Raw genomic sequence first — 13,101 nt, forward strand, 5'->3', positions numbered from 1 at the left:
GCATCCCCAGCAAATTGGGGCGTTACGAAGTGATGGAGGAGCTGGGCAAGGGCTCCATGGGCGTGGTGTACCTCGCCCGGGATCCGCTCATTGGCCGGCTCGTGGCGCTCAAGACCTTCCACGCCACCCACAATGTGGCGGACGACGAGCTGGAGCAATTCCAGGCTCGCTTCCTGCGCGAGGCCCAGAGCTGCGGGATTCTCAACCATCCCAACATCGTCACCATCCACGACATCGTGGTGCCGGCGGACGGTGGCGACGTCTTCATCGCCATGGAGTACGTCCGGGGCACCAATCTCAAGCAGCTCCTGCACCGTTCCGGGCAGCCGGCCCTGGAGTTCACCTCCGAGATCATCGGCCAGATTGCCAGCGCCCTGGATTACGCTCATTCCAAGGGCGTGGTGCACCGCGACATCAAGCCCGCCAACATCCTGCTCACCGCCGACAACGAGGTGAAGATCACCGATTTCGGCATCGCCCTGCTCAACACCTCCAATCTGACCCAGGCGGGGCAGATGTTGGGTACCCCCAACTACATGGCGCCGGAGCAGGTGCGGGGCGAGGAGGTGGGGCACCACGCGGACATCTTCTCCCTCGGCGTGGTGCTCTACGAGATGCTCACCCGCCGCAAGCCGTTCCCCGGAGACAACCTGACGGCGGTCACGTACCGAATCGTCAACGAGGCCTTCGAGCCGCCGGAGCGGTACATCGGCGCGCTGCTGCCGGGGCTTCGTTCGGTGCTCGAGCGGGCCATGGCAAAGGCGCCGAGCGACCGCTATCAGAGAGCCGGCGAGCTGGGGGAGGACTTGCGCCGAGTGTTGCCCGTCACGGTGAAGACCGGGGTCGGGGAGCAGACTCAGGATTTGATGGCGGAGACCATGGCGTCGGTGATCTCGGCGCCGCCGGAGAACTTCGAATTGCCGGAGGTCTCGCCCCCGCCGCCGGATCCCCCGGGCACTTCCGACACCAGACCTTCTGAGGCCGGGTCTTCTGAAGCCGAGTCTTCTGAAGCCGAGTCTTCTGAGGTCGGGCCTTCCGAGAGCGGGTCTTCCGACGGGCAGCCCGACGTCGCCGTGTCCGGCACCGACATCCTGCCGGCAGCGGATCCCGACAGCCTCGAGCCGCCGGCGTTGCCGGACCTGCCTCCGCCACCGGCCATTGACGGGGCGGGCAAGAGCCCTTCGTCCCGGCGGGCTGGAGCATCCAGTGCGGGGGCATCCAGCTCGGCGCCTTCCAGCGCGGCAGACGAGATTCTGCGGTCCATTTCGGATCCTTCCTCCTCCCCCCGGGCCTTCGGTGGGAGCAAAGAGGACGACTTCGACGATTCCGGCACCGCTCCCCCGGCCAACGCCCCCCCGGTCTCCGCCACCGCGTCGCTGCCCGGTGGCCTCGGCGGCCGGCGCTCGCTCTTGCTGGCCGGTGCGGTGGCGGTGGTAGCGGTGATTTTGTTGGTGCTGGTGATCAACGGTTTGCGCGGCGGTGGTCCGGATCCCGAGGAAGCCTATGCCGCTCAGCGGAGCCAGGCCGAGCAGACCCTCGAGCAGCTGATGGCGGAGGGCGCGGCGTTGCTCCAGCAGGATCGCGTGGACGAGGCGGAGGAGCGTTTCGCCGAGGCCGCGGAGCTGGCGGAGCAGCGGCGCAACGTGGTGCGCGGTGAGTACCGCGACCTGCTGGCGGAGGAGAACCGGGATCGGGCGGCGCTCCGGGCCACGGAGCTGGAGTCCTTGACCGGCGTCCTGGAAGTGAGCGCACGGCAGCGGGAAGAGGCAGACCAGCGGCGCCTGGCGTTGCATATTTCCCAGACTCGCCAGAGCCTGGTGATGGATCGCCTCGAGGAAGCCCGAGCGGCTTTGGATGAAGAGCGGTACGGTGATGCTTTCCGCGCAGCGCAGGCGGTGTTGGAGGCGGACCCCTCCCGCGCCGAGGCCTACGACGTGCTGGCGGCGGTGCAGCCGGAGCTGAGTGTGTCCCAGCCGGAGCCGACGACTCGCCGGGTCGCCCCGCCGCCCCCACCGCCGCCTCCTCCCCCCGAGCCCCAGTCGACGGAGCCCGTCACCACCACCGCTCAGCTCCCTCCGCCGCCGTCCCGGCCGGCGGTGAATCACGCGACCCTGTGGGTAGAGCTGATCTCCGACCTACCCAAGGGCGTGCTGCTGATCTACATCAACGAGGATCAGCTGATGCGGGAGAGCTTCCGCTTCACCGAGAAGTCCGGTGGCTTCTTCAGCCGTTCCAAAAGCTACACCGGCCACCTGGAGCGTAGCTTCAAGGTGGATACCGGGACCAACTCCCTCAAAGTCTACGTTTCCGGCGCCCGCAACCGTCCCACCGAGGTCGAGCAGCTGGACGCCAACTTCCCCGCTGGCAGCGAACGCCGTCTGATACTCCAGGTGGACGAGGACGGAAACCTCAACGCTTCCCTGCGCTGAGGTGGGGGGGCTATCCCAGCGGCCCCACGAGGGGTTGAAACCCCTCGCTACTCTACAGCGGCCTCCCGTCGGGAGGACGCCGCCCGCACCCGCCCCGGAGCCGGCTACAAGCTGGTGCTCCCAGGGGAAAATCCACAGTTGGGCTGGCTCCGACGCTCCAGCGTCGGAGCAACCGGGGGACGCTCTAGCGTCGGGGGGTGGGGGGCTAGCCCCCGTTTGAGACCTTCGGCGGGGGCTCGTGGACGAAGACCTCCCCCAAGCCTTCCACCTGCGGCTCCAGCGCTTCCCGAGGCCCAACCAGCACCACCACGGCGCGCTCGGGCTGGAGGTATTGGCGGGCGAGGGTGAGGAGATCCTCGCGGGTGGTGGTCTCGATCTCCCGCAGATAGCGCTCGTAATAATCGGCGGGAAGGCCATAGAGGGCCAGGGCGCTGAGGCGGGCGGAGAGCTCGTCGATGGTCTGGAGCTGGCCGACGAAGGCGCCGCGAAGATAGCTCTGGGTGTCCGCCAGCTCTTCCTCGCTGACCAGATCTTCCTGAATACGCCGGATCTCGCCCAGGGTCTCCCGCACCGCCGCGCCGGCAACCTCGGTTTCCACCGCCGAGGAGACCTGGAAGGGGCCGGGGCCGAAGCGGCCGATGAAGCGGCTGTGGGCGCCGTATGTGTAGCCGTGGCGCTCGCGCAGGTTGAGGTTGATGCGGCTGGTGAACTTGCCGCCGAGAATGGCGTTGAGCACCTGCAGACGGAGATATTCGGGGTGGGTGCGGGAGATGCCGACGTGGCCTACCCGCATCTCGGTCTGGGCCGCTTGGGGGCGGTGTACCAGGTGGATCTCGACGCCGTCCAGAGAGCGGGGCCCGATCTCCGGCATGGGGGGTGGCTGGTGCCGCGGCATGCTGCGGAAAGCGCTCTCCAGGTGCTCCACCAAGGCGTCGGGATCGAGATCGCCCACCGCAACGATGGCGGTGCCGGGGGCGGTGACGTGGCGGCTGTAAAACCCGCGCACGTCGCCGCCGGTGATGGCCTGGGCCGAGGTCTCGTCACCGATCAGCGATCGTCCGTAGGGCGAGTCTCCGTAGATGGCGGCGGAGAAGCGCTCCTGGGCGAGGGACGAGGGGTCGTTGCGGCGCTGCAGCAGATCTCCCAGCCGCTGCCGGCGCAGGCGCTCCAGCTCGTCGGCGGGAAAACTCGGTTCGAGGACCAGCTCCGCCGCCAGGTCCACCGCCGTGGGCAGATCCTTGGCCAGCGCCGAGGTGCTGGCGTAGATGGCGTTCCAGCCGGCGCCGGTGATCAGGCTGCCGCCCAGCTGTTCCACCAGCGCGGCGATCTCGGTGGCGCTCCGCTGGCGGGTGCCCTCGTCCAGCATGCCGGCGGTGAGGGTGGCTAGCCCCGGCAGCTCGGCAGGGTCGTACTGGCCGCCGGCGGGAATGTAGAGCTCCAGGGTGACCATGGGGACCCGCGGCAGGCGGGCCAGCAGCACCTGGATGCCGCAGCTCAGCTCCCGGTGCTGGAACGGGGGGAAGGAGAAGGGGCGCACCGGTCCGGGTCCCGGGGGCTGGGAACGGTCTACGGGGCGGCCGGCGGCGGTCATGATGGGCTCATCGGTCAAGGAAATCTCGATCTACTGGCAGATTGGGTGGGCGAGTTGCTCCGTCGTCGGGTTCGTCAGGTTTCGGGTACGTCAATCGGAGGGAACGAAGGTCAAAACCACCCGCTGCTCCGGCTGCAGATAGCGGCTGGCGAAACTCTGCAGGTCCTCGGCCTCGAGCTGGAGGTAGCGTTCCGGCTCCTCCCGCAACAGCTCCGGGTCGTCGAAGTAGGTGGTGAGCTCGGAGAGCCGATCCGCCCGGCCGTCCAGGGCCTGCAGCTCGCGGTAATAGCCGGTGAGCTTGTGGTTGCGGCAGCGCTCCAGAGTGGCTGCGCTCACGGCCTCCGACGAGAGGCGTTGCAGGTGCTCCGCCAGAGCCTCTTCCAGGGCTTCCGGCTCGACTCCCGGTTTGCAGGTGGCGACCAGGTAGCAGGTGGCGGCGATCTCCGTGGGCAGCACGTAGGCTCCTACGTCCTGAGCCAGCTGGCGGCGGTAGACCAGATCCTCGTAGAGCAGGCTGGCTTTGCCCTGGGCCAGCGCCGAGGTCAGAAGGTCGGCGGCGTACCAATCGCGCTCGCCATAAGCTGGTACCCGATGGCCCAGATAGACCCGCGGCAGCCGCACGTCGTCTTCGATGCGCTGGCGCTGTTGGCCGTTCTGGGGTGACGGCGAGGTCTTCACCGGCGGCGGCTCGGGGCCCCGCGGAATGCCGCCGAAGAAGTGCTCCACCTCCATCAGCGCGGCGTCCGGATCGAAATCGCCGGCGAGGGTGAGCACCGCATTGTTGGGAGCGTAGTAGGTGCGGAAGAAGCTCTGGACATCCTCGAGGGTGGCGGCGGCGATGTCGTCCATATAGCCGATGACCGGCCAATGGTAGGGGTGGTCCTTGGGGTAGAGGAGCTCGTGGAGCCGTTCGTGGGCGATGCCGTAGGGCCGGTTGTCGATGCGCTGGCGTCGCTCGTTCATCACCACGCTGCGCTGATTCTCCAGCTTCTCCGGGGTGATGGCGGGGAGCAGGAAGCCCATGCGGTCCGACTCCAGCCACAGCCCCAGGCGCAGGAAGTGGGAGGGCAGCGTTTCGTAGTAATTGGTGCGGTCGTACCAGGTGGAGCCGTTGACCAGCCCGCCCACCTGCTGGATGTAGCGGAAGTGATCGTTGGTGCCGACGTGCTCGCTGCCCTGGAAGAGCATGTGCTCGAAGAGATGGGCGAAGCCGGTGCGTCCCGGGCGCTCGTTCTTCGAGCCCACGTGGTACCAGAGGTTGAGGGTCACCAGGGGCAGGGTGGTGTCCCGGTGCAGCACGACCTGCAGCCCGTTGGCCAGTCGATGCCGTTCGACGGAAAGATTCTGGACTAGAGGAGAAGCGACAGTACTCATAGTGGGAGGGGCCGGTGCGACGGCCGCTAGCCGGCAGTCTATTGGCGGCTAGCAGGGGTGTCAACCGCCGGCACGCCCCATCCGAGGATCTGGCCGGGGCCTTCGAGATCCCGGCGGGGCTCTTGACTTACGCTCTTTTACCGCCTACCATGCAGCCATGGCCAAGAAGCAAGCCCGCTACCTGACCGAGCGCCAGAAGGCGATCCTGGAGTTTATCGAAGACTTCCAGGGTCGCAAGGGCATCGCCCCCACTCACCGCGAGATTTGTGAGCACTTCGGCTACTCGTCCTACGGCACCGTTTACAAGCATCTGAAGCTGCTGGAGCAAAAAGGCTATCTGACCCGTGACTGGAATCAGAAGCGCGGCATCCAGCTGGTGGAGGAGCCGTCGGAGGACGAGGCGCCGGACCTTCCCTTTCTGGGCCGCATCGCCGCCGGCCGCCCCATCGAGGCGATGTCCGGCAACGAGCGGCTGGAGGTTCCGCACCATCTCCTGAGCCGCCGCACCGGCGATCATTACGTGCTGCAGGTGGTCGGCGACTCGATGATCGCCGAGGGTATTCACGACGGTGACCTGGTGGTGGTGCTGCGGCGGGAGAAGGCCGAGGCGGGGGAGATGGTCGTGGCTCTGGTCAACGACGAGGCGACCCTCAAGCGCTTCTACCCCGAAGGCGACAAGATCCGCCTGCAGCCCTCCAATCCCGCCATGGATCCGATCTGGGTCGCCGCCCGGGATCTCACCATCCAAGGCGTGGTGGTGGGTCTGATGCGCAAATACCTCTGATTCCAGCGTCCCAGCCCGCGGTGACTTTTGCCACGGGCTGCTAGCAATGCCGAGGCCCCAATACTAGGAGCGGGGCGGATTCGAGCTAGGATGCTGCCGATCTTCCCGAACGGTGTGCGTCGGCGGTGAAATGGTGTATCTTTGGCGGACCGCACCGGCAAAAGATCCGTTGTTTTAGCAAGTCGGGCAACGAAGACGGATGAGAGATTACGGGTATGGATCTTGACGCGCTACTGAAGTTCATGACCAAGAAGGGGGCTTCGGACCTTCATCTGAAGCCGACCCGTCCGCCACTGCTGCGCATCAACGGCAAGATCATCCCCATCGACCTGGATCCCCTCAAGCCCGACGACATCGAGGAGATGCTGCTGCGCATCCTCACCCCGGTGCAGAAGAGCCGGCTGGAAGAGAATATGTCCATCGATCTCGGTTACGGGGTCTCGGGCCTGGCGCGATTCCGCGGCAATCTCTACATGCAGCGCGGCACCCTCGCCGCCTCCTTCCGGCGCGTGCCCTACGACATCCTCACCGTCGAGGATCTGGATCTGCCGGACAGTCTGATCGATTTCTGCAAGGTCCCCATGGGCTTGGTGTTGGTCACCGGCCCCACCGGCAGCGGCAAGTCGACCACCCTGGCCGCCCTGATCAAGCACATTTCGAGCCATCAGCCGAAGCACGTCATCACCATCGAAGACCCGATGGAGTTCCTGTTCACCGACGGCATCGCCACCATCTCCCAGCGCGAGGTGGGGACCGACACCACCAGCTTCAAGGAGGCGTTGCGTAACGCCATGCGCCAGGATCCGGATGTGATCATGGTCGGCGAGATGCGTGACGCAGAGACCGTAGCGACGGTGATCACCGCGGCGGAGACGGGGCATCTGGTGTTCTCCACCCTGCACACCAACAGCGCTCCCCAGACCATCGACCGCATTCTGGACAGCTTCCCGGCGGATCAGCAGGGGCAGGTGCGAGCGCAGCTGGCCCAGGTGCTCAAGGGCGTGGTGTCCATGAAGTTGGTGACCCGCGCCGACGGCGGCCGGGTGGCGGCGCTGGAGATCATGAAGGCCTCGCCCAAGATCTGCCGCATGGTGGAAAAGGGGGAGACCTCTCAGATCCACGAAGAGCTGGAGTCGTCCGTCGGCTACTACCGCATGCAGTCGATGAACCAGAGCCTCATCGCGCTGCTGGCCTACGGCACCATCACCCTCGAGGAGGCGATGAAAGAGTCGCCGGACCCCGAGGATCTTTCCCTCAAGCTGCGCAAGATGTTCCCCAAGATCGAAGAACAGGGAGGCGAAATGGCAACGTCTGACTTCTCGCAAATCGTGGAGCTCCAGGAGTTCCGGCGTCTGTACGAAGAGCAGGAGGAGAAGGTCAAGATCCGCCTCGGCGAGAAGGACGAGGTCATCGAGCAGCTCAACAGCCGCATCGCGGACCGCGACCAGCAGATGGAGGCCCTGCGCCAGCAGATCCAGTCGCTGCAGGAAGAGCAGGAGCGCATGAGCAACGACTACGGCCGCCTCAAGCAAGAGGCCCAGGAAAAGATCGACAAGCTCATGGAGCGCATCCGCCAGCTCAACCAGCGCTTGATCAACGAGCCCGAGTCCGGCGGCGGCAAGAAATCCGGCATCTTCCGCTGATCTGATTTCCCGCTTCCGCGCTCCCTTTTCACGCCGCCTGCAGCGATGCGGGCGGCGTTGCGTTTGCTTGCAACCCCCTTTGAGAGCTAAGATTTCACTTTAGGGTCATGGCTCTAACTATCGACGATGTCAGGAAAGTTGCCTCCTTGGCACGTCTCCGTTTGGACCCTCAGGACGAGCAAGCCATGGCTCGGGAATTGGGTACCATCGTGGAGTACATCGACCTGCTGAAAGACTACGACGCGCCGCCTCCGCCGCCCATGGATTCGCCGGTGGAGGATCTGGAAGCCGATGACCCGTGGGTGCTGGACGATCAACCCCGATCGTGTCTGCCCCGGGAGCTGCTGCTGGCCAATGCGCCGGCGGCGGTGGACGGCCAGGTCGCGGTGCCGAGGATGTTCGCCGACCGGGGAGAGGATCAGGATGACTGAGCTCTTCCGATGCTCCGCGGAGGAGCTGGCCCGGCGCGTGCGCTCCGGATCGCTCAGTGCCCGGGAGGTTGTGGCAGCGCACCTGCGCCGCACCGAAGCGGTGGAGCCGCGGATCCACGCCTACCTGTGGCTGGATCCGGAAGGGGCCCTGCGGCGGGCGGACGAGCTCGACCGACGGCTGGCGGCGGGGGAGGATCCCGGACCGCTGGCGGGAGTGCCGGTGGCGATCAAAGACAACCTGGCCTTGGCGGATGCACCCATGACTTGCGCCTCGCGCATTCTCGAGGGCTATACCGCTCCGAACCATGCGGCGGCGGTGGAACGTCTGCTGGACGCCGGCGCCGTGGTGCTGGGCAAGACCAATTTGGACGAGTTGGGGATGGGCTCCTCCTGCGAGTATTCCGCCTATGGGCCGACCCACAACCCGTGGGCGCTGGAGCGTTCGCCGGGAGGATCCAGCGGCGGTTCGGCAGCGGCGGTGGCAGCGGGAAGCGTCCCCCTGGCGTTGGGTAGCGACACCGGCGGTTCGGTGCGTCAGCCCGCCGCCTGGTGCGGCCTGGTGGGTCTCAAGCCGACCTATGGCCGGGTTTCCCGGTGGGGGTTGGTGGCCTTCGCCTCGTCGCTGGATCAGGTCGGCCCCCTGGGACGCTGCGTACGCGATGTGGCCCTGGCCCTGGAGGTTATGGCGGGACCGGATGATCGGGATGCCCGCAGTGAGACGCCGAGCTCGACCACGGGCTCAGCGGGAGAGGACTTCTTGCGCGGATTGGAAGACGGAATCGACGGCCGGCGCTTCGGCGTCATCCGGGAGCTGCCCCTGAGCCAGGGGACGGCGGGGCAGGGCTCCGCTAGCACCCCGGGGGAGCCTCTCGACCCGCAGGGCGAGAAGATCTGGCGGCACAACCTGGCGCAGCTGGAGGCTCTGGGCGCCGAGGTGGTGGACGTCTCGGTGCCGGCGGTGAACGCCGCCCTGGCGATCTACCACGTGCTCGCCAACAGCGAGGCCAGCTCCAATCTGGCGCGCTTCGATGGCGTGCGCTACGGCGGCCGCCGCCCTGAGTCTCGGGAGGCTGGCGGCGGCCAGGGGGAATCTCTCGAAGAGCTCTACCTGCGCAGTCGTAGCGAGGGCCTGGGGCGGGAAGTGCAGCGACGGATTCTACTCGGCACCTTTGCTCTCTCGGCGGGGTACCGGGAGGCCTACTACGAGCGAGCGCAGCGCGTCGCGGCGCTGCTGCGGCAGCAGATGGAAGCGGCGTTGGAGATGGTGGACTTTCTGGTCTCTCCCACCACCGCCACCGCGCCCTTTCCGCTGGGCTCGCGCACCGATGAGCCGTTGGCCATGTACCTCGCGGACCGCTTCACCTGTCCCGCCAGCCTGGCCGGATTGCCGGCGGTGGCGGTGCCGGCGGGGAGCGACGACGCCGGGCTGCCGCGCTCGCTGCATCTGGTGGGCCGGCGCTTCGGGGAGGCCGAGCTCTTGAGCGCCGCCCGCGCTTTCGAAACTCAGGTCGGATGGGAGGTGCGTCCTGCGCTGGCCGATGCTGCGTAAGCCGTCCCTCCGTCGCCTGCAGCTGCCCGGGCATTCGCTCTGGCTGTGGGCGCTGCTCGGGCTCTTCGCCGCCCTGCCGGCGTGGGGAGACGAGGTGCGGGTGCGCCTGACTGCTGCGGAGGGATCCCAGGCGGCCGTGCTCTCCGACGACAACGAGGTCTATCTGGAGGTCCAACCCTTGCGAGGGGAAGGCTTGCTAGCGCTCTGCCGGCGGGTCAGCGGCACCAACGACGTGGCGCCGGCGGTGCGCGAGGCCAACGGCGGTCAGACTCGTCTGCTCGCCGGTCACTCGTACCGGGTGCCGCTGGAATTGCTGTCCCAGGAGTACCGGCGGAAGGTCTTGCAGGCGCTCTTCCCGCAGGATCGGGCCCATCCCCAGGGTTGGAAGCATCGGGTCCAGCGCTTCCGGGACATGCCCGCCGAGACGCTGTGGAGGGTGGCGGAGCGCTTTACCGGCCGGGGCGCCAACTACACGGCCATCCGCGCCGCCAACGCCTTGCCGGACAACGATGTCGACGCCGGGCAGGAGCTGCTGATCCCGGCGTCCTTGCTGCTGCCGCCGTTCCATGCGGAGGTGGTGGCCGCCGGGGGGCCGGTGGCGCTGGACCCGCGGCCCCGGGAGCCCAGCGTGCAAACCGCCGCAGCCAGCGCTTCAGCGGTGGCGGTGCCGGCGGTGCAGACCACCACTTCGCCCAAGGTTTCGGAGGCGGTGCCCGCCAAGGTGACGGTGCCGGAGCCGCTGGCGGTGCCGGCGCCCAACGTCAAGAATTCGGATCAGGCGCAGCTGCAATATGGCAAGGACGCCCAAGGGGAGTACGCCGTTTATCGGCTGAAGCCCGGGGAGGCTCTGTACTCCAGCGTCGTGGTGCGCTTCACCGGTCGTATCTACGCCGTGGACGTCAACGCTCTGGCGGCGGACATCGCCCGCCGCAACGGCGTGAAGGATGTCACCGACATGCCCATCGGCTTTCCGGTGAAGATTCCCTTCGACGTCTTGCAGCCGGAGTTCTTGCCCCCGGGCCATCCCCGGCGGGTGGAGTACGAGGCCAATCTGCGCGCCAGCGCTCGCTTCAGCAATCCGGTGCGCTCCACCGACCTGGCGGGAATCACGGTGATCCTCGACGCCGGCCACGGCGGCCGGGACATGGGCACGTCGAAGCTCGGAGTGTGGGAGAGCACCTACGTCTACGACATCATGCTGCGCCTCAAGCGGCACCTGGAAACCTACACCTCGGCGCGAGTCTTCACCACCACCCGGGACGGCGACCATTACCGCATCGACGATCGCGACGTGCTGCCCTATTCCCGGGAGCACGTGGTCCTCACCGACCCACCCTATGACCTCAAGAACGGCGACAGCCGGGTGGGGGTGCATCTGCGCTGGTACCTCGCCAACAGCATCTACCGCCGAGCCCTGGAGCAGGGCAGCAAGCCGGAGGACGTGGTCTTCATCTCCATCCACGCCGACTCTCTGCATCCTTCGCTGCGTGGCGCCATGGCCTACATCCCGGACGCGGAGCTGCGCCGCGGCAGCTTCGGCAAGAGCGGCACGGTCTACACTTCCCGCCGGGAAGTGCGGGAGGACCCGCGGGTGAGCTACACCTGGCGCCAGCGCACCCAGAGCGAGGGCCTGTCTCGGCAGCTGGCGGAGGAAGTGATTCGCTCCTTCAGCGAGCGCAATCTGGCGGTACACCCCCAGAAGCCGGTGCGCCAGCAGATCTATCGCGGCCGGCGGCCGTGGGTGCCGGCGGTACTGCGTTACAACGCGGTGCCCGCGGAGCTGCTGTTGGAGGTGGTGAATCTGGCCAACGACCAGGACCGCAAGCTCCTCCAGAGCCGCATCTTCCGCCAGCACGCCGCTACCGCCATCGCCGACGGCCTGCGCAGCTACTACGGCACCGGCTCCAGCGCCACCACCGTCGCCACTGCCGGGCGCTGATGGTTCTGCAGCGGCGGGAACTTTTTTTGCCGGCGTAGAGTCCAAGTCTCCAAAGGCCGGTCGTACCGGTGAGTAAAAAGAAGAACATGGAGGCCGCCGAGACATCCGCCGCTCCCCTGGTCCAATCCGATTGGGATCTGGTCCAACGGCATCGGTACGGAGATCCGCAGGCTTTCGAAGAGGTCTATGAGCGCTATGGCCAAATGGTGTTCAATCTCGCCTACCGCATGTGCGGCGATCGGGAGCTGGCGGCGGATCTGACCCAGGACAGCTTCCTGCGGATCTTTCGCGCGGTGGATCGTTTCCGGGGGCGTTCGAGCCTCAAGACCTGGATCTACCGCGTCGCCCTCAACGTGTGCCGCAGCCGCCTGCGGCGCAAACGGTGGAACCTCCAGCCGCTGGCGGAGGACGACGGGCCGGGGGTGGAGCTGCGGGATCCGGGCCGCGGGCCGGAGCAGCGGGCCATCGCCCGGGACCAAGGCCGCCGGGTAGCGCAGGCGCTGCTTGAGGTGCCGGAGGTCTTTCGCTCGGCGGTGGTGCTCTGCGACCTCCAGGGCTTGAGCTACGAAGAGATCGCCGAGGTACTCGGCATCCGCTTGGGCACCGTGCGCTCGCGCATCGCTCGGGGCCGGGATCGGCTGCGGGTGATCCTCGAGCGGCAGCAGGAAGAGGACGACGCCGGCGAGGAGACGAGATCATGAGCCGTCATGCGACAGCTGCCCAGCTCTCGGCCTATCTGGACGAGGAGCTGCCACCGCCTCAGCTGAGGCTGGTGGAGGATCATCTGGAGGAGTGCCCGGACTGCCGGCGCCAGCTGGAAGGGCTGCGGCGGGTCGTGCGGGGGCTACGGCGTCTGGAAGATCTAGCCCCGCCCCCCACCCTGGGCCAGGATCTCGCTCGCCGCATTCGTCTGGAGCCCCAGCCGCGGGATCTGCTCCAGCGCCTCGAAGGCCGCATCCAGAACACCCCCATGCAGTCCACCGTGGGTTTCACCTTCGCTCTGGTCTTCTCCCTGGCGGTGATTCTCTTCCTGTTTCTGAATTGGGTGGATGAGCGGCGCCAGACTCATCAGCCGGTGCTGGTGGCCCCCTCCGAAATCCTCGACGCCGAAGACTTCACCTTGCCGGAGGAGCCGGTGCCCACCCGCACGGTGAGCGCCGCGTCGGAGGAAGCCCAGCGCTGGATCGCAGCGGCACCGGAGCTGGGGCGCCTGTTGGACCGAGGCGTGCCGGTGACCTGGACTTGGGAGGGAGAAGTGGTGGAGATCGTGCCGGCGGCGGTTGGCGACGAGCAGGCCGGCGACGGGGAGGCAGCGCGGGGAGCGCCGGAGGGGGAGTAGGAGTCTCTCCTGTTGCCGTCCT

General features: G+C 67.2%; 10 protein-coding genes. 8 read left to right on the top strand and 2 right to left on the bottom strand.

The window, feature by feature from the left end; translation table 11 throughout:
• A partial coding sequence (locus SX243_05955) for a serine/threonine-protein kinase (protein ID MDY7092503.1) occupies nucleotides 1-2,429 on the top strand: 2,429 nt, incomplete at its 5' end.
• A 205-nt stretch (nucleotides 2,430-2,634) separates the two neighbouring features.
• On the opposite strand, the gene SX243_05960 is transcribed toward SX243_05955, so the two are convergent.
• Nucleotides 2,635-4,038 (bottom strand): pitrilysin family protein, encoded by a 1,404-nt coding sequence (locus SX243_05960; GenBank protein MDY7092504.1) that lies wholly within the window; start codon nucleotides 4,036-4,038, stop codon nucleotides 2,635-2,637.
• Nucleotides 4,039-4,110: 72 nt separating this feature from the next.
• Nucleotides 4,111-5,394: a pitrilysin family protein gene (locus tag SX243_05965; protein MDY7092505.1), complete on the bottom strand. Its 1,284-nt coding sequence runs from the start codon at nucleotides 5,392-5,394 to the stop codon at nucleotides 4,111-4,113.
• A gap of 157 nt (nucleotides 5,395-5,551) precedes the next feature.
• Here SX243_05965 and lexA point away from each other — a divergent pair, with 157 nt between their 5' ends.
• The 7 genes from lexA to SX243_06000 all read left to right on the top strand — a co-directional run bounded on the left by lexA (nucleotide 5,552) and on the right by SX243_06000 (nucleotide 13,079).
• Nucleotides 5,552-6,178, top strand: coding sequence for a transcriptional repressor LexA (gene lexA, locus SX243_05970; protein MDY7092506.1), 627 nt, complete (start codon nucleotides 5,552-5,554; stop codon nucleotides 6,176-6,178).
• A 215-nt stretch (nucleotides 6,179-6,393) separates the two neighbouring features.
• Complete coding sequence (locus tag SX243_05975) at nucleotides 6,394-7,821, top strand: PilT/PilU family type 4a pilus ATPase (protein MDY7092507.1); 1,428 nt, start codon at nucleotides 6,394-6,396, stop codon at nucleotides 7,819-7,821.
• Nucleotides 7,822-7,967: 146 nt separating this feature from the next.
• On the top strand, nucleotides 7,968-8,252 hold the full coding sequence (locus SX243_05980) for an Asp-tRNA(Asn)/Glu-tRNA(Gln) amidotransferase subunit GatC (protein MDY7092508.1): 285 nt from the start codon (nucleotides 7,968-7,970) through the stop codon (nucleotides 8,250-8,252).
• On the top strand, nucleotides 8,245-9,801 hold the full coding sequence (gatA, locus tag SX243_05985; protein ID MDY7092509.1) for an Asp-tRNA(Asn)/Glu-tRNA(Gln) amidotransferase subunit GatA: 1,557 nt from the start codon (nucleotides 8,245-8,247) through the stop codon (nucleotides 9,799-9,801). Before SX243_05980 ends, gatA begins: the two co-directional genes overlap by 8 nt.
• The gene (locus tag SX243_05990; protein ID MDY7092510.1) at nucleotides 9,791-11,740 is read left to right on the top strand and encodes an N-acetylmuramoyl-L-alanine amidase; all 1,950 of its coding nucleotides are present in this window, start codon (nucleotides 9,791-9,793) and stop codon (nucleotides 11,738-11,740) included. The genes gatA and SX243_05990 overlap by 11 nt, the downstream gene beginning before the upstream one ends.
• 68 nt (nucleotides 11,741-11,808) lie before the next feature.
• A complete protein-coding gene (locus SX243_05995; protein MDY7092511.1) occupies nucleotides 11,809-12,441 on the top strand; it encodes a sigma-70 family RNA polymerase sigma factor in 633 nt (210 codons plus the stop codon).
• The gene (locus SX243_06000) at nucleotides 12,438-13,079 is read left to right on the top strand and encodes an anti-sigma factor (GenBank protein MDY7092512.1); all 642 of its coding nucleotides are present in this window, start codon (nucleotides 12,438-12,440) and stop codon (nucleotides 13,077-13,079) included. The genes SX243_05995 and SX243_06000 overlap by 4 nt, the downstream gene beginning before the upstream one ends.
• Nucleotides 13,080-13,101 lie beyond the last annotated feature (22 nt).

The sequence above is a fragment of the Acidobacteriota bacterium genome (assembly GCA_034211275.1).
GTDB lineage: Bacteria > Acidobacteriota > Thermoanaerobaculia > Multivoradales > JAHZIX01 > JAGQSE01.